This window comes from Pseudoclavibacter helvolus, from assembly GCF_049707175.1.
In the GTDB taxonomy this organism is placed as follows: Bacteria; Actinomycetota; Actinomycetes; order Actinomycetales; family Microbacteriaceae; genus Pseudoclavibacter; species Pseudoclavibacter helvolus_A.
Genome location: NZ_JBNAFM010000001.1, coordinates 94,164 through 116,419 on the forward strand (window position 1 = coordinate 94,164; position 22,256 = coordinate 116,419).

Genomic DNA, 22,256 nt, shown 5'->3' on the forward strand with positions numbered 1-22,256 from the left:
CTTCCCGACAAAGCCAGCACGGGCGAAAAACCCTTCCGAACGCCGAAAGGCGCTTCGCTAGGCTCGAACGCATGGCGACCGACGCGAAGACCGAGAAGCGCGCACTGCGCGCCGAGATCCGACAGCGGCGACGCACGCAGGGCGAGCTCGCCCTCGCCGAGCAGGGCAAGCGGGTCTCCCGACACCTCAGCGAGGTCGTCGAGACCCACGGGGCGAGCCGAGTCGCGTGCTACCTCGCCGGCGAATTCGAGCCGAACACACGACCGTTCCTGGACTGGGCGAGTGAGGCGGGAATCACCGTGCTCCTGCCGGTGACCCGGGAAGACGGCCTCCTCGACTGGGTGGTCTCCGACGGCGCGTCCGAGCACCCCCACGAGCTCGGCTTCCCCGAGGCCATCGGTGAACTCCTGGGCCCCATCGCGGTCGGGGACGCCGACCTGATCTTCGTGCCTGCCGCATCCGTCGACCGCGAGGGCTACCGAATGGGCTGGGGCCGCGGGTACTACGACCGCGCCCTCGGCTCGATGGCCGGCAGGCCGCCCGTCTATGCGGTCGTGTACGACGAAGAAGTCGTCGAAGCAGTCCCGCGCGAAGTCCACGACGAACGCGTCGACGCGGTGATCACCCCCTCGGGAATCACACGTTTCTGACGCAGCACCCCGCGAGCCCGCCTGCGCGTTTATGCTGTCCTGGTCCCGAAAGCGAGATTATGCCTACCTACTCATACCGTTGCACCGAATGTGACAACGCCTTCGACATCCAGCAGGGCTTCGCCGACGCGAGCCTGAGCGTCTGCGACACGTGCGGAGGCAAGCTGCGCAAGGTCTTCGGTGCCGTCGGCGTCTCCTTCAAGGGATCCGGGTTCTACCGAACCGACTCCGCGGCCAGCGCGAAGAAGTCGTCCGGCTCCTCACCCGCCGCGTCCGAGTCGAAGCCTGCCGAGAAGAAGGACGCGGCTCCGGCTCCGGCAGCCGCATCCACCACCGCGACCAGCGCGTCGACCGCCCCTTGACCTGACTCGTCAGAGTCACTTCACACTCATCTGAACGAAAGGGGACCCCGTGAAGGGATTCCGCGAATTCATCATGCGTGGCAACGTCATCGAGCTTGCCGTCGCCGTCATCATCGGTGCCGCATTCACCGGCATCGTCACCGCCATCGTCGATGGCATCTTCAACCCGATCATCGCCGCCATCTTCAACGCGGATGACATCGCAGCCGCGTACGTCGAGATCCTCGGTGCCAAGATCGGCTTCGGCGCCGTCATCGCCGCGATCATCCAGTTCGTCCTGATCGCCGCGGTCGTCTACTTCGCGATCATCGTTCCGATCAACAAGCTCAACGACATGAGCTACCGCCTCATCCACGGCAAGCCGAAGCCCGCCGTCGAGGCCGCCATCACTGAGAAGGACCTCCTCGAGGAGATCCGCGACCTCCTCAAGGCGCAGCAGGAGTCGCCGGCGAAGCTCGAGGGCGAAGGCCCGGAGACGCGCGCCTAGGCACGTCGCAGTACCCGCAGCCCTCGCGCTGCACGAGAACGCCGCCGGTCACCGGCGGCGTTCTTGTGTCTCGGCACCCGAGCCCGACCCTCTCGCCGCATCCACACGATCGGAACAGGTTCGTGACGCCACGAAGGTGTTTTCCTCGAGTGGATGCGGCGAGGCCGGCCCGTGGCGGCGCGCGACCCGGAGCCTCAGGCGGAGCGGAAGGTCTCGCGGCCCCAGACCCACGAGAGGCACGCGATCGCGAGCATGAACGCGGAGACGATGATGGCCCACATGAAGCCGAAGAGGTCGGCGATGACACCGGCGACGATCGGGCCGAGGATGCTGCCGCCGTCCTGCGTCATTTGGTACGTCGAGAGCACCTGGCCGCCGCTGCGACCGTAGCCGATGATGTCGGAGATCACGGCCTGTTCGGCGGGAGCCGCGAGTCCGGAGCCGAGGCCGAGCACGAAGCTGAGCACGAGCATGGTGACGATGTCGCCCGCGAACGCGGTCGCGAACATCGCTACCGCCGAGATGCCGAGACCCGCCAGGATAAACGGGCGCCGGCCGACTCGGTCGGTCTTTCGGCCCGCGTACTGCAGTGAGATGACGTTGCCAACCGCGCCGACCGCGATGACAACGCCGATGACCCACGGCTCCTGGCTGATACTCGTCGCGACGAACAGCGGGAGGATCGCCGTGCGGACGCCGAAGTTCGCCCAGCCGTTCGCGAAGCCGAACACGAGCGAGGCTCGGTAGGCCGAGTCCTGGAGCGCCTCGCGCAGGCTCTTCGGCTCGAGCTTTCGGGCCGCAGGCGCGCGGTCGTCGCCCGCGTCGTGCAGGCCGGCCTCCTCGGCGACCTTGCGTGCCGTGATGCGGTGCGCGCGGCCCATCATGACGCCGACGATGGCCGCTGCGATGACCAGTGTGCCCGAATAGACGAGGAACGGCACCCCGATGCCGAACTGCGCAAGCGCGCCGCCGACGGCCGGCCCCGCGATGTTCCCGATGAGGAAGATGCCGCCCCAGAGGGCAGAGATCCGCCCGCGGATCTGCGGCGGAGAGTACCTGGCGATCATGCCGGCGGCCGAGATCGTGAACATGACCGAGCCGACCCCGCCCAGCCCGCGGAAAACCAGCAGCTGCCAGTAGTCCTGCGCGAAGGCCACGGCGGCCGTCGACGCGGCCACGATGAGGAGGCCCGCGACGTAGATGCGTCGCTCCCCCAGCTTGTTGATGAGCGCGCCGGCCCCGGGCGCGAAGACGAGCCGCATGAACGCGAACGCGCTGACGACGACCGAGACGAGGGTCGCGCCAACGCCGAAGCTCAGCGCGTACTGCGGGAGCACCGGCACGATGAGCGCAAAGCCGATGGCGATGAAGAAGGTGGCGACGAGCAGGACCCAGATCTCGGCCGGGATCGGCGGCCGAGGGCCGTCGTTGCTCGACACAATCGGCACCTGGCCAGTGGTCGGATGCTCGGGATCGGCGCCCGGAACCGTCGGGTCGTTCGGCTCGATGGCCCGCTCAGCCATAGTGCGGTGGCTTGTCGGCGCGCAGTCGGTCGTCGTTCGGTCCACGGGAGCCCTCGGCGCGGTCGTCCGCGTAGCGCACGTCACCCCAGGCGGCGGGTGAGTCCTCGGCGGCAAGCACGGGCGGATGCCGTCGCGCGTCTGCCGACTGGGGTTCCGGGTCGCTCCCCGGGGGCGGCGGGGTCGTCACTCGGCGGCGCCGCTTTCTCTCGCTGAGCTTGCCGGTCCCCGTCTCCGTCTCGGTCTCGTCGCCTCGCCCGCTCACGCTCGGCTCGCGCCGCCGGGCTCGCCGGGACGAGCGATCGCGATCTGTTGGTTGCCGTCTGGCAGCGTGGTCGAGCCGACGCTCGCGCCCGCCGACGCGTTCGCGCTGGTCTGCGTTCCGCCGGTCACGAGCTCACCGAGCTCTCCCTGCATGGACCCCGCAGCGATCGAGTTGATCTCCGGGGGCAGCGGAACCTTGAGCGCCTTCGCGATCCTGCGGGCAACAGCCTCCGGGTGGGCGAAGAGCTCGAACGAGTGCACCCGCAAGTAGTACCAGCCGAGGCGCTTCAGCAACTCGGGGCGCAACCGCAGCGTCTCGCGCAGCGTCGCATCCGCCGAGCCCGCGATCTGCAGGTCGAGGCCATCGGTGTCGATCGCGATGGCACGGCCACGGTACGCGGCGGCGAGCGGGATGCGGCCGCGGTGGAATAGCTCGACGGTCATGCCGAACGACTCGAGTCGGTTGGCGAGATCGAGCAGCATCGGCGGCGATTCGACCTGCCGTTCCGCGCTGTCTGCACCGTCGCTGGCCTCACCCTCTGGACCGCTCGTCATCGGGCCACGCTTCTCGCGCGACGCCGACGCATCCGGCTCGCGCGCCTCGGCCTCACCGAGGATCTGTGCAAGCCCGAGGACGCCTCGCGACATTCTCGACGGGTCGAGCTCGCCGGGGCGGATGCACGAGACGATCACGAGGGAGCGGCGCGCGCGGGTCATCGCGACGGCGAGGGCGCGCTCACCCAGTTCGGTGCCGAGGACGCCGAAGTTCGCCAGCACCCGACCGTGCGGGGTACGCCCGAAGCCGATCGAGAAGATGACCCGATCGCGTGACTGCGCGGTTGCGAGCTCGATCGTCGTGACCGTGAACGGCTCGCCCCGCGCAGCCGTGAAGAAGTCCGCGATGTCGCTGCGACGGGACGCCGCCGAGTACACGGCCTGCTCGACTCTGCGGGCGTGCAGGGCAGACGCCGTGACGACCATCAGCGACTCGCGAGGCCGGTGCACGGCGTGGTCGACGACGAGCTCAACGACGCGGCTCACTTCGGCGTCCGTCGATTCGACGCCGCCGGTGATCGGGTCGGGCAGCCCCGTGCCGTTCTCGACGAACGAGAAGCTCAGGCTCGAGTGGCCGAGCAGCGTGCCAGCCCACGGCATCGAACGGATGCGCCCCTTGTAGAACCGTCGGTTGACGAGCTCGGCGAGGTCCTCGCCGCCCGCGCGGTAGCTTCGCGTGAGCGCGTGCTCCGGCAGGAACTCTGCGAGCCTCGAGTAGACCGACTCGCCAATCTCGTCGGCGTGGCGCAGGCCCCACGTATCCGTACTGTCGGCGGTGGGCCGGGTGACGGCGACCGTGAACGGTGTCGGGTATTGGGTGACCGGGTCGCCGAACGCGACGATCTGGTCGCCGCGTCGGATCGCGCCGACGCTCTCCGCGATCGACATGGTTCCCGCATCCACCAGCACGACCGTGTCGAAGTGGATGCGGTCGCTGACGAGCGGCACGTCGTACGGCGTGGTCAGCCAGAGCTGCGCGATGCTCTTCGAGACGTCGCCTGCTTCGACCGCGAGCTTCGTCGAGGGCACTCCGGGGCGACGCAGCAGCTGTCGCAGGGCGTCGGCCTGCTCGCTGTAGTCGACGATCGCGACCTTCCAGGCTTCCGCGAGCTGCCAGGCGAGCTGCGCCGCGGAGTGCTCGGTGTGCGCCTGGTCGACCACGCGGAAGTCGCTCTCGAGGCGCGTGACGACGCGCGTGTTCGCGTTCAGCAGCGCCTTGTCCCGGTCGAGGAGGTCCTCGAGCACCGACTGCCACCAGGCAAGCTCCAGCTCGTCGCCGAGCGCGTCGGCCTCGACGTGACGCTCCGAGAGGTCCTCGAGGAGCGGCGAGAGTCCGAGGTTCTCGAGTCGTTCGATGATGGTGAGACGCTCCACGAGGTTGTGCAGCACCTCGCTGTCCGCTGCGAGCTCCGAGATGCGGGCCGGCAGCTCGGCGAGGGGCAGCTCGCTGAGCGACACGGCACCGGCGTCGACGAGGGGCTCGTCGAGCAGGCGCAGCTTCTCCGCGACCTCGCGGTGGAACTTCCGCACGTCCGAGGTGCCGGTGGGCACGGTTGGCGTGGAGCCGTCGGTGACGTAGCGGTGCCACAGGATGCGCTGGCGCTGCGCGAGCTTCAGCGACTCGTGCAGGTCTTCGACGACGACGCCGGGCCGGACGTAGTCCTTCGCGAGCTGCCGCAGCTGGCGGCGGCGAGCCGACGTGAGGTCGCTGCCTTCGCGCTTCGGGTTTGTGGCGTGGATGACGTCGGTCAGGGAGTGGTCGAAGACCGCCGGTCGGAACCGGTCGAGCGTCTCACGCAGGTCGAGGAGCAGGCGCAGGTAGATGCCAAGCTCCCCGTAGGTCTCGGCGGGGCGCATCCGGGTGCGTCCGACGAGCTCCTGAGCGCGGTCGATGACCTCGACGAGCACGCCGGCGTCGAGCTCGACGGCGGCTTCCTGGGCGCGGTTCGCCTCGTCGGTCGATTCGAAGGAGACGCCGTACCAGGGCGAGTCGTCCGGTCCGTACTTGAACTGGCCGAGCTCGCCGGCTGCGCGCAGCTGGCGGGCGACGGCGTCGCGGCCGGTGGCGATGGCCTCGATCGCGTCGCGGTCGAGGCGGGCGGTCGTGATGGGCGGCTGGTCGCGCAGCTCGAGGCGCGAGAGCTCCTCGAGCGCGTCGAGGGCGGAGACGCCGAGCGCGGGGTCTGGATGCACGAGCGCATCCCGGTAGTCGGCGAGCACGTGGCGCAGGCGCACGAGTGCGTCGTCGAGTTCGTGCATGGCCGGCTTACGGGCCTTTTCGTTGCGTGAGATGGCGGCGATGGCGTCGCGGCGGAGCGTTCGCGGTGTGACCGCGAGCCCTTCGAGGCCGACGCTCTTGAGCCGGGCACGGAGTGCGCGGATGCTGGCGGAGCGGGGCGTCACGACGAGCACGCGCTTGCCGTCGGCGATGAGCAGCCCGAGGGCGTTGATGACGGTCTGGGTCAGACCCGTGCCCGGCATGGTGTTGATGACGGCTGAGTTGCCGGCGGCGATGGCGTCAACCACGCGCTCCTGCTCGGTGTCGGCGTCGAGCAGGAACCTGTCGCCGACCGGATCCCGCCGGTCTGGGCTCGGACGCTGCTCGGCGGGCTGTGGGGTCGACACGAGGCGGCGGGCCTCTTCGTCACCCGCGAGCGCGCGCAGCACGGGGTGGTCGAGCTCGTTGGTGTCGCGCAGCATGGCGCTCGAAACCTCGCCGAAGCTTGAGATGACGGCGCGGGCGGAGACGGTGAACTGCGGGATGGCGGCACCGAGCGCCCTCGTGCGGTCGAAGACCTGCTGAGGCAGGAAGGCGTCGTTAGACTTCGCGAGCTCGAGGAGCTCGGCGACCGGGAGGCGCACCTCGAAGTGCTGGGCGAGGTGCCGCACCAGCGACGCGTTGACGCGGATCGCGCCCTTGAGAGTGAACTCGTAGTCGCGGCCGGCGCGGCGCAGGTCGACCGTGCGGGTCAAGATCGGGGCTCGGAAGTGCGTGCCGTCCTGCGTCCACTCCGCGAAGCCCGTTGCGAGCTGGATGGTGCTCATGCCGCGACCGGCGAGCAACTCCGTGCCCTTCTGCGCGATGAGATCCGCGGCGTCTCTCGCACCACGGAAAGAGGAGTTCTCACGCACGAGCGCCGAGAGCAGCACGGTCTTGCCCGCCGCGAAGGGGGCGATGCCGCCGGGATGCGCGCTGGTCAGCTCGACGTACGTGCCCGGCTCGTCAGCGAAGTCGAGGAGCGGGGATGGGCCGCCCAGCTGGGCGAGCTCGTGCAGCCACGAGTCCTGGGCGGCGTCGACCGCCGCTTCGAGGGCCCTCGCCTGCTCGGCCCGCTCGAGGTCCAGCGCCGTCAGCGCCTCCTCGTCTGCCGAGGGGACCGGGTGGGTCTTGCGTTCGTGCGCCACCGCATCCGCAACCCACGAACGGCCCCGAGTGAGGCTCGGACCGTCGCTCCCGCGGGCTCGCACCCCGTCCTCGTGGTCGCGGCCCAGGTCGAGGCTGTCGTCGCCGTCGAGGGCGTCGCCGTCACGCGCTGCACGCTCCCGCTCGAGGCGTTCGCGCACCGGACTCAGGTCGGGTATCGGCTCCGTCTCGTTGTTTGTGGGCGCACCCTTGCCGGAGCCGTGATCGTCGCTCTTCGCGTCGCCCGGCTCTGAACTTCGTTTACGAAACAGACCCCACACGCGTGACACTGTAGGTGTCCGGGCGCGCCGGCGGGTGGAGGCGCGCGTGGGTTGCGCCGAGCTTGGCCTGGATTTCGCGACCCGGCGGCAGCCGCGGGTCACCCGGTGCACACAGAAGGCCGCGGCACCGGTAGCATTGTCGCGCCAGCCTCTGTAGCTCAATGGAAGAGCAGTTGCGTCCTAAGCAAACGGTTGGGGGTTCGAGTCCCTCCAGGGGCACCAGTTTCGGGTGCATGCTCCCGTGGTCTCGCGAGGATTCGGCAACCGAGCATCGCAACGATCAGACGACGTCGCCCTCTGCTCGCCTGGTCTCTAGAATCTGGGCATGGGCCGAAAGCGCGTGACATGACGACGATCTTCGACGAGCAGAACCGAGCAGAACCGCCCATGGGAGACGACGAGTGGGCGACACTGAACGGCTTCCTGGACTTCCATCGCGCCACGCTCGCCTGGAAGGTCTCCGGCCTCACGACCGGGCAGCTCTCGCAGACGTTGCCGCCGAGCACGATGACACTCGGCGGCCTGCTCAAGCACCTCACGTTCGTCGAGGACGACTGGTTCGACAGGGTCCTCCTCGGCGACGCGGCACGAGAGCCCTGGGGCTCCGTCGACTGGGCCAAGACTCCTGACTGGGAGTGGGACACCGCCGCCCAGGACAGCCCGGCCGCGCTCCTCAGCGAGTGGCAGGCGTCCGTCGCGCGGGCACGCACCGCAGCCGAGTGGGCTTACCAGCAGGGTGGTCTAGAGCATCCGGCGGCCCACGGCTTCGCGGACGGTCGCATCCCTCGCCTGCGCTGGATTCTCATCCACATGGTCGAGGAGTACTCGCGCCACAATGGCCACGCTGATCTGCTGCGACAGGCCGTCGACGGGAGCGTCGGGGAGTAGCCGCGACGTCGCGGCACGGCACAAGGTGCGCGGAGGATGCACTCGTAGCGTGGCTGCATGACCTCATCGCAGACCTGGCTGATCACTGGCGCGAACCGCGGACTCGGCCGCGCCCTCACCCTCGCCGCGCTCGACTCGGGCCACAACGTCGTCGCGACCGCGCGCGGCGACCATTCCCTCCCCGAACACGAGAGGCTGCTGACACTTCGACTTGACGTGCGCGACCGCGACGGCGCCTTCGACGCCGTCGAGTCGGCGACTGCTCGGTTCGGGGGCGTGGATGTGCTCGTCAACTACGCGGGTTACGGGCTCATCGGCGCAGCCGAAGAAGTCTCAGAGGAGGAGGCGCGGGACATCCTGAACACCGACCTGCTCGGCCCCCTCTGGCTCAGCCAAGCCGTGCTGCCCGGGATGCGTGAGCGCACCTCAGGGCACATCGTGCAGATCTCGACGGTTGGTGCGGTCGGGACGATGCCGACCCTCGGGCTCTACAACGCCGCCAAGTGGGGGCTCGAGGGGTTCAGCGAGGCGATGGCGGCGGAGGTCGCCGGCTTCGGGATCCGCGTCACCCTCGTCGAGCCCGGCGAGCTGCGCACCGACTGGGCTGGTGGCAGCATGCAGTTCGGCGCCCCGCTCGCCGCGTACGACGAGCTGCGCACCAAGCTCTTCGGAACTTCGGTCGTTCCGTGGCCAGCGTCCGACGAGACCGAAGCTCCCTCCGAGGAGCCGACGTCCGACAGCAATTCGGCCGCGGGCGGGACCGCTCCCGAAGAGGCGGCGCGAGCGATCCTCGCGCACGTCGCCGACCCGGACGATGAGCGACTCCGCCTGCTCATCGGCGACGATGCACCCGCGCAAGCCCACGCCGCGCTGCACGCCAGGCTCAACGACTACGCCCAAGACTCGCGGTTCCCACGGTGACGCTCCCATCGCCGAACCGCGCCCGCGGACAACACCGGTGCGTCGTCCGTCGCTCCGCGCAGGTCAGTCGTCGCTCGAGACGCGGATGAGCACCTTGCCGACCGCGCCGCCCTCGACGGCGTCGTGCGCCGCCGCGGTCTGCTCGAGCGGGAACCACGTGATCGGCAGGCCGGCCGATTCCCCTACCGGGAGCGCGCCGTCGACGAGCGCCGCCGTCACGTCCTCGGCAGCCGCGTGCAGCGCATCCGGACCCACGGTATAGAGCAGCAGCCCCTGCCAGCGGACGTTCTTCGCGAAGCTCGCGATGATCGGAACCGTGAAGTTGTCGCCGTTGTTGTTCGCGTAATAGGCGATGCTGCCGTGATTGGCGATCACTTCGACGTCGAGGGCGGCGTTCTGCGTCGGCGAGACCTCGACGATGTGGTCGACGCCGTTCGGGGCGAGGTCGCGGATGCGCTCGGCGAGCGCCGCGTCGGGGTAGCGGACCACGTGGTGCGCGCCCGCCGCTCGCGCGAGAGCCTCTTTCTCGTCGCTGCTCACGGAAGTGATCACGGTCGCGCCTGCCCAGACGGAGAGCTGGATGGCCGCGTGCCCGACCGCTCCGGCACCGCCGTGCACGAGCACGGTCCGGCCCGCGAGCGCGCCGACGCCGAGTCGCGCGGGTCCATCCTCGTGCACCGTGAGCGCTCGGTGCGCCGTCATGGCCGGCACACCGAGGCTCGCGGCGATGTCGAACCCGGTGCCCTTGGGCAGACGCACGACGCGGTCCGCGGGAAGCACCGTGAACTCCTGGGCAGTACCCGTGGGGCGCTGGTGCGCGGCGAGGTACACCCAGACTCGGTCACCGACGGCCAGTCCGTCGACGCCCTCACCCACCGCATCCACGACCCCGGCACCATCCTGGTTCGGCACGACCTCGTCGAAGCCGAGCGCGCTCCCGGCGCCGCCGCCCTGCCTCGCTTTCCAGTCGGTGGGGTTGACCCCAGACGCGACGACTCTGACGCGTACCTCGCCGGGACCGGGCTGGGCGGCTTCGCGCTCAACCAGAGAGAGGACGTCGGAGGGACCGGTGGCTGTGTAGACGATTGCCTTCATGCCATGGTGCAGCGAGGCGGCGGCCCGAGCTATTCCCCTCCGCGCGAGTCGGAATCCTCATTAGGCACCAGGCGAGGCGGGAAGCCCGGCGGTGACGCGTCCTGCCCGGGTGGCGGGCGCATCCGCCCTATGATCGGCGGATGGTCAAGGTCATCGCCGTCATCCGCCCGGTCGCAAGCGAAACGCTCGAAGCAGAAGCCGACTCCTACGAGGAGGCGAAGGCGAAGATCGAGGCGATGGTCCCGGAAGGCTACGAACTGCTCTCCGTCCGCTCGGCGAAGTAGCGGCGCGCCGGCACCCCAGGCATCACTGGCACCCCGGGCATCACGCGCTCCCCAGGCATCACCGGCAGCCCGGGCATCACGCGCTCCCGCGTCGCCGCTGGGCGAGTGAGGCCATCAGACGGCAAACCTCCGTGCAGGGAGTGCGTGAGCACCCCCTGCACGGAGGTCGTGACGAGCCTCGGGACTACGGCGTCCGTCGCGCGGTGCCGCCAGCACCCCGAGCGAGGCGCAGGTCGAGCAGTCCCGCCGCTGCGACGCCTGGCACGACGCTGAGTCGGAGCGCGGAGGCGTCGGACGTCGTGCTCGTGGGCGTCTGCGAGAGCTCCTGCGCGTTCACGGTGATCGAGATGACGTTCTGCAGCACCAGGAACAGGTTGTCCAGCAGCACGTTCGTTGCGCTCAGGGTTCCGACGACGGCCGAGACGACGGAGCCGCGGATCACGGCGCCGATCTGTCCGACGACGGACGAGAGGTCAAGACCGAGGAGGCCGCCCGCCAGGGTGATCGGTGCAGTCCCGGCGACAACGGCCGCGAGCGTGCCGTTGATGCGGAGCACCGTGGCCCCGAGTAGGGTGATTCTGATGTCGACGGTGATGGTGCTGAGGAGCGCGGTGACAAGCGCCTCGGCGAGAGTGTCGACGAACTGCGCGGTCGGGACGGTCGGCAGGTACGGGGCGGCGAAGAGACGCGTGTTCGCCGGACGCCCGTTCAGGCCACTGTTGCCGTTGCCGTCGTAGGGCAGACCGACGAGCGGTGCGAGATCGACGACGATGCGGCCGTTGCCGAAGTCGAGCGAGATGGGGTCGTTGACGCCGTTCGGGATGCGCTGACCGGTCAGTGGCGTGTTGCTGACCTGCACGCTCGCGGTCAGCGAGAGGAGCCCGCCGAGCAGGCCGTTCAAGGCTGGGCCGAGGATGGGCACCAGGCGCAACTGGGCCAGCAGCGCTGCGGTGTCGATCGCGAGGCTGCCGTTCAGCGCGGAGAGCAGCGCTCCGACGACCGGGGTGGTGACGCCGGTGCGGAGGTAGGAGATGACGTACTCGTGGCTGCGAACGGTCGGCACGTTGTCTTCCGTGCACCGAGCGTCGACATTCAGACGGTTCCCGAGCGCTCCGACCGAGAGGTTCAGGTTCGTGATGGCGCCGACGAGCGCGGTCAGGGCGGGCGAGCCCGTCACGCCGCTGAGGATCGTGCTCAGGTCGAGCGAGGCGAGCTCGGGCGCGCCAGCTGTTCCTGCCGTCGTGGAGATCGCGCCGCTGTTGTCGGCGACTGCGCCGCTGGCACCGGTGAACGACCCGAGCGCGGATGCGGTCGCGAACTGGTTCACGAGGCCGACCGCGGCACCCGGCACCGGAAGCCTGAGGCCGAGGCTCAGGAGCGTGGCGCTCAGCGCCTGCACGTCGAGCGGGCTGCTGCTCGTCGCGGTGTTGCCTGTGCTGGACGACACGGTCGCGGTGGCACCAGCGACACCGGCGATGGAGTTGAGGTCGGTGTTCAGCAGGGAGCCGCTCAACAGCCTGCCGGAGGTGTTCACGTTAAAGAGCGTTCCCACGGGAACACACGCGGCGGACGCGCTCGCGAGGGGCGCCGACGCTGCCGCCACAACGAGAGGCGCCGTCCAGGCCGCACCCGCAACCACGGATCGGCGCGTAACCGCGCCGATCTTGGGCTGCACTTCGGGAGAGGAGACCGGCGCGGCTGTGTCTTGGGAAGAGGGGTCGTTCGCTGTGCTGGGCATACTGGTGCACTCTTTCGCTGGGGACGAATTACACGGGGAATTTGGGGGAACTTAGACGCACCTAACGGCACGTTAGAAGAGAAGATAGCCGATTAGCACACCGTGCTGAACCCTTTGACACAAATCGGCCGGATTCGCGCCACTTCACCCCGGAGTTCATCCCGACCCCCGCGTCCATCCCAACCCTGGCGTTCAGCCCGCCATCGCCCTCGGCACCCCAAGCGGTCGCCGAGACGGTCGAGTCAGTCGAACATCCCGTCGAGCAGCCCGCCGATCATGAGGCCTCCGAGCACACCGCCCACGACGTCACCCATGTCGCCGCCGCGTCGCCCGCCTCGCCCGCCGTAACCGCCCTGATACCCGCCGCGAGGCTGACCCCACTCGTCGTACCCCGCCTGCTGTTGCGGACGTGAGTCGTCGATGTCGCGCTGCGCGAGCTGCAGTGCCTCGCTCGCGAGCGAGCCCGCCCGCCGCGCCAGCGCGAGCGCCTGCTCGCGCTCGTCTTCCCCACCGCGGTAGCTGACGAGCTCGTTGCGGATGCGCTCGGCCTCAGCAAGACGCGTGCGAGGTGCGGAGCCGATCCACCCCCGGTGGCCGGAAATGACATCGTTGGCGACGGCGATCTGCCGATCGGCATCGTCGATCGCCGTCGTGACCTGTCCCTGGGACGGGATCGGGCGCGCGGCCCGATCGCGGGCCTTCGCGACCGCCTCATCGAGCCCGGTGTTGGCCGCGCGGAGGCGAGACAACGAGGCGAACGGGTCGGTGCGCTCCCCCGCCGGCGGCAGCGACGCGAGCGCCTCCGTCAGACGTTTCGCCGCATCCTCAACCTCTTGGCTGCGCGGCACGTCGCGCGCCGCCACCAGGTCGCCGCGAGAGTCGGCGATGACCGCGGCGAGCGTGGACTCCGCACGCAGCGCCTCGATCTCGTAGTTCTCAACAGCATCGAGCAACGTGTGCACGCGGCGGACAGCTTCGGTCGCCGCTTCCAGCGCGAGCCGCGACTGCTCGTTCTGCCCCGCCTCGCGCCGCCGCAGCGACACGTCTGCGCTGTGCTCGGCGAACGTCAGCAGCTGCGCTGCCTCCGCCGGATTGTCGCCCACCTGGTGCAGTGCCGCATCCGAGTACCGGAGCGCGAGGCGGTCGATGCTCGCCTGCGCATCGGGGATACGCGCACGCAGCCGCTCAGAGTCTCGCCGGACCCCCTCAAGCACGGCCGGAGTCTGGCGGACCATGGCGACGGCCTCTTCGAGGACCGCGGACTTCTCTTCCAGGAGCCCCATGGCCCACTCGCAGATCTGCACGATGCGCGCATTGCGCGTGCGGAGCTCGTCTGGGGTGTCGGGGATGTCATCGACGTTGAGCTGGTTGAGATGGAACGCCTCACCCATGTACTTGCGCACGTTCACGAGGGTGTCTCTGAGGTCCTGCGTCGCGCCCGCACCGAGCTCGGCCTCGGCGAACGACAGCTCGTCGTTCATGAGCCGGATGCGCTCGTCCGCGTCGACGAGCGCCACCCCCGCCTTCATCGCCAGGTCTTTGTCGTGAGCGTCGATCTCGGCCTGCTGCGCTTGCTTCGCGCGGCGAGCGCGCCCCCAGAATCCAGATGCCATGACCGAGATTCTAGTTCCGAGTCGGCGCGCGAAGCTGGCGATGTTCACCGTCGGCGGAGCGTCCGCCGACGGCTGTTCAGTACCAGATTCCCGGCGCGGGCTCCGGCGAGACCCTCAGCATCCGCGCGGCGAGATCGACAGCCCCCGGGGTCGCCTCGCTCAGCGTCGCCGAGGCGCGAAGCGACGCCGGCGCGACCCCGCCGAGCAGCAGCGACGCGAGCGCATCGACGCGAAGCCGCACCGCGGGAACCTCGCTCGGGAGCGAGTCGAGCTCCTCAACCTTCCCCTCACCGTCGGCGCCGACCGTCAGCAGGAACGACCCACCCGCGAAGCCCAGCGCATCCTCCACCTCGAACGCGATCGCGCCCGGCACCGCATACCGACGCGCCTCGAGCACCGCCTTCGTGTCCAGGATGCGCAGCCACTGGTGGTCCGTGGTCGTGACCGTCGCGGCGCGCTGGTCGCCGAGCATCCACCGCACGGGTTCATCGATCGCGAGGTGATCGGCCTTGACGGTCGAGACGAGGTCGGCCTCCAGGAAGAAGCGCCACAGCGCGGCGTAGGCGTCGTCGCTGGCCGTGCGGACGAATTGGACGCTCAGCGTGTGGCTCGCGTAGTCCTCCTCACCGCCCTCGAGCTTGAAGAGCGCCGCCCCCTCGAGGACCCCGTCCGGCGAGACGTACGTGATCGCACGCAGCTTCTTGCCATCGCCATCCTCGTCGTGCACGGTGCCCGCGAGGCGCGGCCACATACCGGACCAGCCCTCGATCTCACCGACGGTCGCCAGGCGGACGCGGTCGAAGAGCTCGGGGATCTGCCCGGCCCACTGTTCACGGCTGACGTAGTCGATGCGACCAGCGGGGGTCGGCCCGCTCCACAGCACCCGGCGGGTGTCGATACTCAGGGTCGCCGCGAACGTTGCCGGACCAAAGCCGAAGCGCCCGTAGATCGTCGACTCGGAGACGGTGAGTGAGGCGAGCGGCAGGGCGAGCGCGGAGGCGGTGCGCAACTCGCCCTCGAGGAGGTTCCGGGCGATCCCGCGCCGACGACGCGCCTGCGAGACGGTGACGGAGCTGATGGCCCAGCTCGTGAGCTGCCTGGCACCCGGCAACGTGAGATCGGCCGGCCACGAGCTGACGGTCGCGACGGGCTCGTCCTTGAGCGGCGCCTCGTTGTCCCACACGCCCGTGGTGCGCCGGTAGCCGAGGGACGCTCGCATCCCCTCAAGGTCCTTCTCGCTGGGCTCGGGCGCAAGGAATCCGCGCAGGTCCGACCGAGCCCACGCGTTGAACGAGGGAACATCGCCGGTGTCGAGGGTGTCGTAGCGCAGCCCGGCCTCGGCGAGCTTCGCCTTGCTGGTCGGGTCGACGGGAACGCGCGCGAAATCGTGTACTGCAGGCATGCCCTCCAGGGTACGGTCCGGGCACGGCACGCCCCTGAGACGTCCGGGATAGGGACGTCCGGGATGCGCGGCGCTTGGCATTCGCCGGCCGACGTGGCGGCGCGACTCCAGCTATGACATTATCTGCGTATGCATGCAGATACGCAGAAAGGTGTCGACGGCGCCGCCGGGAACCCGTCGCCCGCGGTCGAGCTCGACAGCCCGACCGTCGAGCTCGCCGCGGAGGTCTTCGGGATGCTCGCCGACGCCACGCGGGTGCGCATCGTGCTGTTCCTCGGCGCGGGCGAGCGCTCGGTCGGCGAGATCGCGGAGGCTGTCGGAAAGACCCCGGCCGGGGTGTCGCAGCACCTCGCCAAGCTTCGACTCGCGCGCATTGTGGCCACGCGACAGGAAGGCACGCGGGTCTTCTACCGGCTCATCAACGGGCACGCGCAGCGTCTCGTGGCCGACGCCCTCTTCCAGGCCGAGCACTCCGTGGCGGGCGTCGATGGCGCCGACTCGGTCCCGCCACACCACCGCAACGACCCGCAGTACGCGCGCCCGAGCAGTGCAGCGGAGCCCGACGCTCGAGGCGCCGATGTCGAGGCGCATGATGCATGAGGTCACCGATGCGTGAGGTCCTCGCCAACGCGGCGTTTCGTCGCTTGTTCTCCGCCCAGGTCCTGGCCCTCGTGGGCACCGGCCTCCTGACGGTGGCCCTCGGCCTCCTCGCCTACGACCTCGCGGGCGGCGACGCCGGCATCGTGCTCGGCACGGCCCTCACCATCAAGATGGTGGCATACGTGGTGGTCTCCCCCGTCATGGCGGCCCTCACCAGCCGACTGCCGCGGCGTCGGGTCCTCATCTCAGCCGACCTGATCCGCGCCACCGTCGCTCTCGGCCTGCCCTTCGTCGGCGAGGTCTGGCAGGTCTACGCGCTCGTCTTCGTGCTGCAGGCCGCCTCCGCCACGTTCACGCCGACCTTCCAAGCCGTCATCCCCGACGTGCTCCCAGACGAAGGAAGCTACACGCGAGCCCTCTCGCTCTCCCGCCTCGCCTACGACCTCGAGGCGCTCGTCAGCCCGCTCCTCGCGGCGCTGCTGCTCACCGTGGTCAGCTTCAGCTCGCTCTTCCTGGGCACGGTGCTCGGATTCGTCGCCTCGGCGCTGCTCGTCTCCGCCACTCGACTTCCGGCCGCGACACCGACCCCGCCGACGCCCTTCCTCGCACGCCTAACCACGGGCATCCGCGTCTTCTGGCGCACCCGCGACCTTCGGGCGCTCCTCGCGCTCAACCTGGCGGTCGCGGCAGGAACCTCCCTGGTCATCGTCAACTCGGTGGTGTTCGTGCAGGCGCAGCTCGGACGGCCGCAGTCAGACCTCGCCGTGCTGCTCGCCTGCTACGGTGCCGGATCGATGTTGGTGGCGCTCGCACTCCCCCGTGTTCTCGAGCACGTCTCCGATCGGCGCGTGATGTTCACCGGGGCAGGCCTGGTCGCGGTGGGGCTCCTCGCGGCGGCGGTCACGTTCTCGACCAGCGACCAGCTCGGGTGGATGCTCGCCCTCGCCGTGTGGGGCCTGCTCGGCGCAGCGACCTCGCTCGTGCTCACCCCCTCGTCGCGGCTCCTGCGTCGCGCCTCGACAAGCGGCGGACGACCGGCCGTCTTTGCCGCCCAGTTCTCGCTCTCGCATGCCTGCTACATCCTCTGCTATCCGCTGGCCGGGCTCGCGGGATCCCTGCTCGGACTCGTTCCGACGGCGGCCCTGCTCGCGGCAATCGCCCTCGCCGCGACCGTCGCCGCGGGAGTCGCGTGGTCGACCCGCGGGGCCCGGGACCGCGACCGCGAACCCGTCGAGATCTGAGCGTCGACGCTCGCGGCGCCGGCACCGACCCCGGCGCTGCACGGCCCAGGGGCCGGCATTGGCTGCGACTCAGGCGCGCAGCTCGCAGGCTGCGGCGGCGATAATCTGCCTGGCCGCGACGTCTGCGCCGGCGAGGAGTGGGGACGGCTTCCCGGGGGTCGCCCCGATGGCGCTGCCCGGCTGCGTGCTCAGAGCGGGGATGCCGAGGACCACGACTCGCTCGTCGGTTGAGCCGTCGCCGCGCACGAGGTTCAGGCCGGCCACGCTGTCGTCTGCCGCGGCAGCGGTCGCTTCCATGCTGTCGGTCTCGACGAGGCCGCCGTCCCGTGCTCGTCGGTGATGCACGCGTGCCCGCCCGGAGTCGAGCAGCGATCTGAGCAGCGGGTCGTTGGTCGCGGGGACCTTGCCCTTCGACATGCGGGGTTCGATGAGCGCGCGGGCGCGCACGGAGCTGCCCGTGATCGCGGACTGCGCGACGAACTCGCTGGTCTCGTCGTCGAACGAGACGACGGTCTCGGGCCCGGTGAGGTGCAGGATTCCCGCGTCGAGGAGCGACAGCACCTCTCGGGTGCGGCTTGACGGTGGCCCTGATGCGAGGAAGAGCCCGTCGGCGTTGAACCAGCCTTCGAAGTCGACGACTGCAGAGCGGCCTTCCAGCACGCCGGCGGCCGACAGTCGTGCGGCCTGTCCGCGCAGCGCGCCCATTGCCCGGTTGACGGCCGCACGCGGATGCACGTCCGGCGATGACATCGAGCCGAGCTCGGCCTCGACGAGCTGCTCGACCCGGCGGGTCCACAACTCCGGGGTCACGGGCACGCCGCGGGTCGGGCGGCGCAGGGAGTCGATCGTGAAAGCGTGTGCGCCGTCGTCGACACCCTCGTCGATGGATGCGGTGAGCACGTTGTCGATGTCGGCGACGTCGTGCGCGGTGTCGAGCCGCGCGAGCGCAGTCTCGAGCGGAACTCGGAGCGCGTGCGGCGCCCACCCCGCGAGCGCGGACACGTAAGCGACGGCGAACTCGCGGGCGATCGTGGGCCACACCTCGGCGCGGAAGTCGATCGTCCCGGGGGCTGCGGCGGCGAGCTCGTCGAACCAGGCGCGGTCGGCGTGATGGGCTTGGAAGGGTGTGGCTTCCGCCCAGCCGTCTGCCTTCGCTCGGTACGGGACGCCGCGCCGCGATCCGGCGTGCAGCGTCGGTTCAAAGCCGGAGGCGAGGTAGCGCAGCCGCCCCCTGCTGTCGCCTTCGACTGGCTCGAACGTTCCCCCGCGCCCCGAGGTGAGCACGGCGACGACGTCGAAGAAGTTGGCGCCGAGGCCGCGCACGATGACGTCCTCGCCTGCCGGGACCGCGGACCAGTCCTGCTCGGCGGGCATACCGGGCGCGACGTAGACCAGTCCCCGCTCGTGAGCGACCCGCTCGAAGTACCTCGTCTCCGCCCCCGGCATCGCCTGCACCATGCCCTGCGCGAGCACGATGATGGGCGCGGAGAGCTCGGTGCCGTCGGCGAGCACGACCGTGCGGGTGTCTGGGTCGTCCGCACGCACATCCACGGCCGTACCTTCGATGCGTTCGACGCGCACGAACCCGCTGGCCTCGGCGGCTTCGAGCTGCTCGCGGAAGTAGATTCCCTGCAGCCGGCGCGACGGGAAGCTGCCCGGCTCGACCGCTCGGGCCTCCTCGAGCACCCACGGCGTGGGGTGCGACCCTCGTTCGACGATCGCCGCCGCCCACTCGACGAGGTCAGGGCCGGGCACGACGGGTCCCGTCATGCGGGTCGACGCGTCGGCGTGGATGGTCGTCGATCCGGAGGTCGTGTTGTTCAGGAACTCGGCGGGTTGGTCGACGCGCCAGGTTGCTCCGGCGCCCACGTCGATCGCGTCGACGATGGCGAGGTGGATGCGCGTTTCGGGTCGGCGCGCCGCCACCCGGAGGGCCGTGGCGACCGCGCGTGGCCCTCCGCCGACGATGACGGCATCGAACATCAGATCCGGTACTCCAGGTCGTCCTCGACCACGGGCCGCACTTCGACGAAGCCCTCACGCTCCTCGACCGTGACGCGCAGCCCGTACACCTGCTTGAGGGTGTCCTCCTGCAGCGCCTCTGCTGGCGTTCCGCTCTTGATGATCGTGCCCTGGTCGAGCATGACGATCTGGTCGCAGAAGCGCCCCGCGTGGTTGAGGTCGTGGATGGCGATGAGCGCGGTGATGCCCTTGGTGCGGGTGATGCGCCGCACGATCTGGAGCGTCTCGATCTGGTACCGCAGGTCGAGGGCGCTCGTCGGCTCGTCGAGCAGCAGCACCTTCGGCTCTTGGGCGAGGGCTCTGGCGACGAGCACGCGCTGGGCCTGCCCGCCGGACAGCTCGGACATATTGCGGTCGACGAGCTCGTCGAGGTTGAGCAGCGTGATGGCGTCCTGCACGTGCCGCCAGTCTTCTGCACCAGGGGCCATCCCGTAGTGGGGCGTGCGCCCCAGCAGCACGGCCTCCCTGACGGTCAGGTCGAAGGGGGCTTCTCCCGACTGGGGAACGTACGCCACGGTCCGCGCGTGCTCGCGCCTTCCGAGGCCGAGCACGTCGATGCCATCGAAGGTCACGCTGCCGTTGCTCGGCTTGTGGACTCGGGCGATGACCTTCGTGAGCGTCGACTTGCCCGAGCCGTTGGGTCCGAGCAGGGCGCAGAACGTGCCGTCCTGCACTTCCAGGCTCACGCCCTTCAGCACCTTGTGCTTGCCGTAGGCGAACTCGATACCGTCGATCGTCAGGCTCATTTGAGGGCCGTCTTCCTCGTGAGGATGAGCTGGATGAAGATGGGCGCGCCGATGAAGGCGACGACGATGCCGACCGGGATGACCGCGGGCGCGAGGATGGTGCGGCCGACCGTGTCGGCAACGAGGAGCAGCAGCCCACCCGTGAGCACCGAGAACGGGATGAGGTAGCGGTGGTCGGCACCGATCACGAGCCGCGCGATGTGCGGGCCGACGAGGCCGACGAATCCGATGACGCCGCAGAAGCTGACGATGACGGCCGCGAGCACGACGGCCACGACGATGAGCCCGACTCGCAGCGCCTGCACGTTGACGCCGAGGCTCTTGGCCGCGTCGTCACCGGCGAAGGCGACCGCGTTGAGGTCTTTCGCGAACCAGAGCACAAACGGAATCGTCGCGAGCACCAGGATGCCGACGGTCTGCACATCGCCCCAGGTCGCGTCGTTCACCGAGCCGAAGGTCCAGCGCACAATCGCCTGCAGCGTGTTCTCGTTGGCGGTGAACTGCAGCGCGGCGGTGAGCGCCTCGAAGAGCTGGGTGATCGCGATGCCGAGGAGCAGCAGGGTGGCGATGGCCATGCCCTTGGCGGAGGCCAGGCCGAGCACAAGTGCGGAGACCGCGAGGGAGACGACGAGCGCGCTGGCGATGATCGCCCACGAGGGCAGCGTGGTGCCTCCGGCGATGGTGATCGCGAGCGCCGCGCCGAAGGCGGCCGCGGGCGACACGCCGAGCGTGAACGGGCTGACGAGCGGGTTGCGGAGCAACCCCTGCATGAGCACGCCGGAGAGCGAGAGACCGGCCCCCGCTGCGAACGCGAGCAGCACGCGTGGGAGGCGCAGCTCGGTGACGATCGAGAACTTCTGCGCGAAGTCGTTCTCGAGCGTGCCGCCGAAGATCGACAGCATCACCGCCTTCCAGACGTCGCCGAAGGTCACGCCTGCCGTGCCGATCGTGACGGCCGCGATGATGGCGAGGGCGCTGACGACGATCCCGCCGATGATGGCGAGGCGCTTGACGTTGGCGCGTTTCCGCTCGCTGGAGGCGACGGCGTTCTGCTCGCCGGAGGCGCCCGTGCCGGTCTGCGGTGTTGTGACGGCCACTACGCGCCCGCCTGGTACTGCTGGATGTACTCGCTCGCACCGGGGAAGTCGGTCTGCTGGAAGTCCACGACCCAGCGCTCGAGGAACTCGTCAGGGTTCACGTCGGCGAACTCCTCCGGGTGAAGCCACGTGGCGAGGTACAGGGCGCCGATGGACTTCGCGACGGCACTGGTCGCCCAGCCGTTCGCGAGGTAGACCTCGCCGTTCTTGATGGCATCGACGTTCGACCAGCCGGGACGGGCCGTGATCTCGGCGCCGAGCGAGTCGAAGCGCTCCTGGCCCGTGGGGGTCGCGCTGGGCTCGAACTCGTGCACGATGACGGCAGGGTTCCGGGTGACGACCTCGGCCGGGTCGACCGTGATCTCCTCCTGCTCGTCACCGCCGCCAGCCGCGTTCTCGAAGACGTTGGTGCCGCCGGCGGCCTCGATAATGGCGTGGAAGCCGGACCCGGGCAGCACGGTCAGGTACGGGTCGACCGTCTCCCAGTAGACGGGCACGGCGTCGACGCCCTCGGTACGTTCGGCGACCACATCCAGGATCTCGTTCGAGAAGTCGGTGACCGCCTTGGCGCCCTCCTCCTGTTGGAAGACCTGCCCGAGCAAGCTCACCGTCTCGTCGAACACGGCGTAGTCCCACGCGGTCGCGACGACGACGGGAATGCCGAACGACTCGAGCTGCTTCGACGCTTCCTGCCAGACGGCGTTGCGCGGCATGATGACGACGTCGGGGTCGAGCTCGGCGACGGCCTCGTAGTTGATCTGGTCGAGGCCTTCCGCGATGACGTCACCCTCGTCGACGGGTAGGTACGGCAGACGGTTGATAGAGGCGCGGTCCACGCCAACGACGGTGTCGCCCGCGCCGATCGCGCGCACGAACTCGTTGCCATAGCTGTTCAGCACAACGGCCCGCTCGACGGGACCGTCGATCGTGACCTCGCGGCCCTGGTCGTCGGTGACGGTGATCGTCTCGGCTTCTGCCGAGCCCTCAGGGGTGACGGTGCCGCAACCGGCGAGCAGCAGCGTGCTCGCGAGGAGCGCCGCGATCGCGGCGGGCAGACGACGTGAGATGGGCATTGGGAACCTCTCGG

Annotated in this window: 19 protein-coding genes and 1 tRNA gene; 9 read left to right on the plus strand and 11 right to left on the minus strand. The window is 69.7% G+C overall.

Annotation, left to right across the window (positions count from 1 at the left end):
• Positions 1-71: 71 nt before the first annotated feature.
• Genes ACPYN9_RS00645 through mscL form a run of 3 tightly spaced genes read left to right on the plus strand, consistent with a single transcriptional unit; the run spans position 72 to position 1,499 of the window.
• Positions 72-650 (plus strand): 5-formyltetrahydrofolate cyclo-ligase, encoded by a 579-nt coding sequence (locus tag ACPYN9_RS00645; RefSeq protein ID WP_424463013.1) that lies wholly within the window; start codon positions 72-74, stop codon positions 648-650.
• Between the two features lie 59 nt (positions 651-709).
• Entirely contained in the window at positions 710-1,012 is a 303-nt protein-coding gene (locus ACPYN9_RS00650) for an FmdB family zinc ribbon protein (RefSeq protein WP_424463015.1), read from the plus strand.
• A gap of 49 nt (positions 1,013-1,061) precedes the next feature.
• Positions 1,062-1,499 carry a large conductance mechanosensitive channel protein MscL gene (mscL, locus tag ACPYN9_RS00655; protein ID WP_424463017.1) on the plus strand — a complete coding sequence of 146 codons (438 nt, stop codon included), beginning with the start codon at positions 1,062-1,064 and terminating at the stop codon, positions 1,497-1,499.
• A 194-nt stretch (positions 1,500-1,693) separates the two neighbouring features.
• Here mscL and ACPYN9_RS00660 read toward each other — a convergent pair whose 3' ends face one another.
• Genes ACPYN9_RS00660 through ACPYN9_RS00670 form a run of 3 tightly spaced genes read right to left on the minus strand, consistent with a single transcriptional unit; the run spans position 1,694 to position 7,522 of the window.
• The gene (locus ACPYN9_RS00660) at positions 1,694-3,022 is read right to left on the minus strand and encodes an MFS transporter (RefSeq protein WP_424463019.1); all 1,329 of its coding nucleotides are present in this window, start codon (positions 3,020-3,022) and stop codon (positions 1,694-1,696) included.
• Positions 3,015-3,284 carry a hypothetical protein gene (locus ACPYN9_RS00665; protein ID WP_424463021.1) on the minus strand — a complete coding sequence of 90 codons (270 nt, stop codon included), beginning with the start codon at positions 3,282-3,284 and terminating at the stop codon, positions 3,015-3,017. The genes ACPYN9_RS00660 and ACPYN9_RS00665 overlap by 8 nt, the downstream gene beginning before the upstream one ends.
• Positions 3,281-7,522: an AAA family ATPase gene (locus ACPYN9_RS00670; RefSeq protein WP_424463022.1), complete on the minus strand. Its 4,242-nt coding sequence runs from the start codon at positions 7,520-7,522 to the stop codon at positions 3,281-3,283. Before ACPYN9_RS00670 ends, ACPYN9_RS00665 begins: the two co-directional genes overlap by 4 nt.
• A 147-nt stretch (positions 7,523-7,669) precedes the next feature.
• Here ACPYN9_RS00670 and ACPYN9_RS00675 point away from each other — a divergent pair.
• The 3 genes from ACPYN9_RS00675 to ACPYN9_RS00685 all read left to right on the plus strand — a co-directional run bounded on the left by ACPYN9_RS00675 (position 7,670) and on the right by ACPYN9_RS00685 (position 9,331).
• Positions 7,670-7,744: transfer RNA gene (locus ACPYN9_RS00675), tRNA-Arg, on the plus strand.
• 123 nt (positions 7,745-7,867) lie between these two features.
• Positions 7,868-8,410 carry a DinB family protein gene (locus ACPYN9_RS00680; RefSeq protein WP_424463024.1) on the plus strand — a complete coding sequence of 181 codons (543 nt, stop codon included), beginning with the start codon at positions 7,868-7,870 and terminating at the stop codon, positions 8,408-8,410.
• A 57-nt stretch (positions 8,411-8,467) separates the two neighbouring features.
• The gene (locus ACPYN9_RS00685; protein WP_424463026.1) at positions 8,468-9,331 is read left to right on the plus strand and encodes an SDR family NAD(P)-dependent oxidoreductase; all 864 of its coding nucleotides are present in this window, start codon (positions 8,468-8,470) and stop codon (positions 9,329-9,331) included.
• 63 nt (positions 9,332-9,394) lie between these two features.
• On the opposite strand, the gene ACPYN9_RS00690 is transcribed toward ACPYN9_RS00685, so the two are convergent.
• Positions 9,395-10,426 (minus strand): NADPH:quinone reductase, encoded by a 1,032-nt coding sequence (locus ACPYN9_RS00690; protein ID WP_424463028.1) that lies wholly within the window; start codon positions 10,424-10,426, stop codon positions 9,395-9,397.
• Between the two features lie 140 nt (positions 10,427-10,566).
• Between ACPYN9_RS00690 and ACPYN9_RS00695 the strand changes: the two genes are divergently transcribed.
• Entirely contained in the window at positions 10,567-10,710 is a 144-nt protein-coding gene (locus ACPYN9_RS00695; RefSeq protein WP_424463030.1) for a hypothetical protein, read from the plus strand.
• A gap of 184 nt (positions 10,711-10,894) precedes the next feature.
• On the opposite strand, the gene ACPYN9_RS00700 is transcribed toward ACPYN9_RS00695, so the two are convergent.
• The 3 genes from ACPYN9_RS00700 to ACPYN9_RS00710 form a co-directional block, all read right to left on the minus strand.
• Positions 10,895-12,244, minus strand: coding sequence for a choice-of-anchor G family protein (locus ACPYN9_RS00700; protein ID WP_424463032.1), 1,350 nt, complete (start codon positions 12,242-12,244; stop codon positions 10,895-10,897).
• Between the two features lie 446 nt (positions 12,245-12,690).
• Positions 12,691-14,061 (minus strand): hypothetical protein, encoded by a 1,371-nt coding sequence (locus ACPYN9_RS00705; protein WP_424463033.1) that lies wholly within the window; start codon positions 14,059-14,061, stop codon positions 12,691-12,693.
• Between the two features lie 76 nt (positions 14,062-14,137).
• Entirely contained in the window at positions 14,138-15,463 is a 1,326-nt protein-coding gene (locus ACPYN9_RS00710) for a GNAT family N-acetyltransferase (protein WP_424463035.1), read from the minus strand.
• A 129-nt stretch (positions 15,464-15,592) separates the two neighbouring features.
• Here ACPYN9_RS00710 and ACPYN9_RS00715 point away from each other — a divergent pair, with 129 nt between their 5' ends.
• Together ACPYN9_RS00715 and ACPYN9_RS00720 are read left to right on the plus strand one after the other, a co-directional pair.
• On the plus strand, positions 15,593-16,063 hold the full coding sequence (locus tag ACPYN9_RS00715; RefSeq protein WP_424463037.1) for an ArsR/SmtB family transcription factor: 471 nt from the start codon (positions 15,593-15,595) through the stop codon (positions 16,061-16,063).
• Positions 16,060-17,304 (plus strand): MFS transporter, encoded by a 1,245-nt coding sequence (locus tag ACPYN9_RS00720; protein ID WP_424463038.1) that lies wholly within the window; start codon positions 16,060-16,062, stop codon positions 17,302-17,304. Before ACPYN9_RS00715 ends, ACPYN9_RS00720 begins: the two co-directional genes overlap by 4 nt.
• Before the next feature lie 69 nt (positions 17,305-17,373).
• Here the strand turns inward: ACPYN9_RS00720 and ACPYN9_RS00725 are convergent, their stop codons facing one another.
• From ACPYN9_RS00725 to ACPYN9_RS00740, 4 genes are read right to left on the minus strand one after another with little or no spacing between them, the layout of a single operon-like run.
• Positions 17,374-19,287, minus strand: coding sequence for an FAD/NAD(P)-binding protein (locus ACPYN9_RS00725; RefSeq protein ID WP_424463040.1), 1,914 nt, complete (start codon positions 19,285-19,287; stop codon positions 17,374-17,376).
• On the minus strand, positions 19,287-20,072 hold the full coding sequence (locus ACPYN9_RS00730) for an ABC transporter ATP-binding protein (RefSeq protein WP_424463042.1): 786 nt from the start codon (positions 20,070-20,072) through the stop codon (positions 19,287-19,289). The genes ACPYN9_RS00725 and ACPYN9_RS00730 overlap by 1 nt, the downstream gene beginning before the upstream one ends.
• A complete protein-coding gene (locus ACPYN9_RS00735) occupies positions 20,069-21,169 on the minus strand; it encodes a FecCD family ABC transporter permease (RefSeq protein ID WP_424463044.1) in 1,101 nt (366 codons plus the stop codon). Before ACPYN9_RS00735 ends, ACPYN9_RS00730 begins: the two co-directional genes overlap by 4 nt.
• Positions 21,169-22,242, minus strand: a complete 1,074-nt coding sequence (locus ACPYN9_RS00740; RefSeq protein WP_424463045.1) for an ABC transporter substrate-binding protein — start codon at positions 22,240-22,242, stop codon at positions 21,169-21,171. The genes ACPYN9_RS00735 and ACPYN9_RS00740 overlap by 1 nt, the downstream gene beginning before the upstream one ends.
• Between the last annotated feature and the right edge of the window lie 14 nt (positions 22,243-22,256).

Coding starts and splice junctions, on each gene's coding strand:
- ACPYN9_RS00645 (WP_424463013.1), top strand. CDS start 72: ATGGCGACCGACGCGAAGACCGAGAAGCGCGCACTGCGCGCCGAGATC.
- ACPYN9_RS00650 (WP_424463015.1), top strand. CDS start 710: ATGCCTACCTACTCATACCGTTGCACCGAATGTGACAACGCCTTCGAC.
- ACPYN9_RS00660 (WP_424463019.1), bottom strand. CDS start 3,022: ATGGCTGAGCGGGCCATCGAGCCGAACGACCCGACGGTTCCGGGCGCC.
- ACPYN9_RS00680 (WP_424463024.1), top strand. CDS start 7,868: ATGACGACGATCTTCGACGAGCAGAACCGAGCAGAACCGCCCATGGGA.
- ACPYN9_RS00685 (WP_424463026.1), top strand. CDS start 8,468: ATGACCTCATCGCAGACCTGGCTGATCACTGGCGCGAACCGCGGACTC.
- ACPYN9_RS00690 (WP_424463028.1), bottom strand. CDS start 10,426: ATGAAGGCAATCGTCTACACAGCCACCGGTCCCTCCGACGTCCTCTCT.
- ACPYN9_RS00695 (WP_424463030.1), top strand. CDS start 10,567: ATGGTCAAGGTCATCGCCGTCATCCGCCCGGTCGCAAGCGAAACGCTC.
- ACPYN9_RS00705 (WP_424463033.1), bottom strand. CDS start 14,061: ATGGCATCTGGATTCTGGGGGCGCGCTCGCCGCGCGAAGCAAGCGCAG.
- ACPYN9_RS00710 (WP_424463035.1), bottom strand. CDS start 15,463: ATGCCTGCAGTACACGATTTCGCGCGCGTTCCCGTCGACCCGACCAGC.
- ACPYN9_RS00715 (WP_424463037.1), top strand. CDS start 15,593: ATGCATGCAGATACGCAGAAAGGTGTCGACGGCGCCGCCGGGAACCCG.
- ACPYN9_RS00720 (WP_424463038.1), top strand. CDS start 16,060: ATGAGGTCACCGATGCGTGAGGTCCTCGCCAACGCGGCGTTTCGTCGC.
- ACPYN9_RS00725 (WP_424463040.1), bottom strand. CDS start 19,287: ATGTTCGATGCCGTCATCGTCGGCGGAGGGCCACGCGCGGTCGCCACG.
- ACPYN9_RS00730 (WP_424463042.1), bottom strand. CDS start 20,072: ATGAGCCTGACGATCGACGGTATCGAGTTCGCCTACGGCAAGCACAAG.
- ACPYN9_RS00740 (WP_424463045.1), bottom strand. CDS start 22,242: ATGCCCATCTCACGTCGTCTGCCCGCCGCGATCGCGGCGCTCCTCGCG.